This is a genomic window from Pseudomonas sp. SIMBA_067, assembly GCF_046534675.1.
GTDB classification, from domain to species: domain Bacteria; phylum Pseudomonadota; class Gammaproteobacteria; order Pseudomonadales; family Pseudomonadaceae; genus Aquipseudomonas; species Aquipseudomonas putida.
Window position 1 is genome coordinate 1 of record NZ_JAWRYH010001046.1, and the last position, 248, is coordinate 248.

Genomic DNA, 248 nt, shown 5'->3' on the forward strand with positions numbered 1-248 from the left:
CGAGTACCGCCAGAGCCCGGCCTGGCACAGCGTGGCGCAGCGCCTGGCCAGCAAGCCACGGGTGTTCATCGCCGGCTTCCAGACCGAGCGCGGCGTGGCCATGTGCATGAGCCACTTGCTGCAATACCTGCGCGATGGCGTACAACTGGTCGATATCAGCGCCGGGCACTTCGGCGAAGTGCTGCTTGGCCGCGCCGAAGACAGCGCCCTGGTGGTGTTCGAAGCGCGCCGTTATTCCCGCCATGCCT

The 248-nt window shown here is 66.9% G+C and carries 1 pseudogene; it reads left to right on the forward strand.

Annotation, left to right across the window (positions count from 1 at the left end):
• Positions 1 to 248, forward strand: a pseudogene (locus SB765_RS32410) (RpiR family transcriptional regulator); the annotation flags it as partial.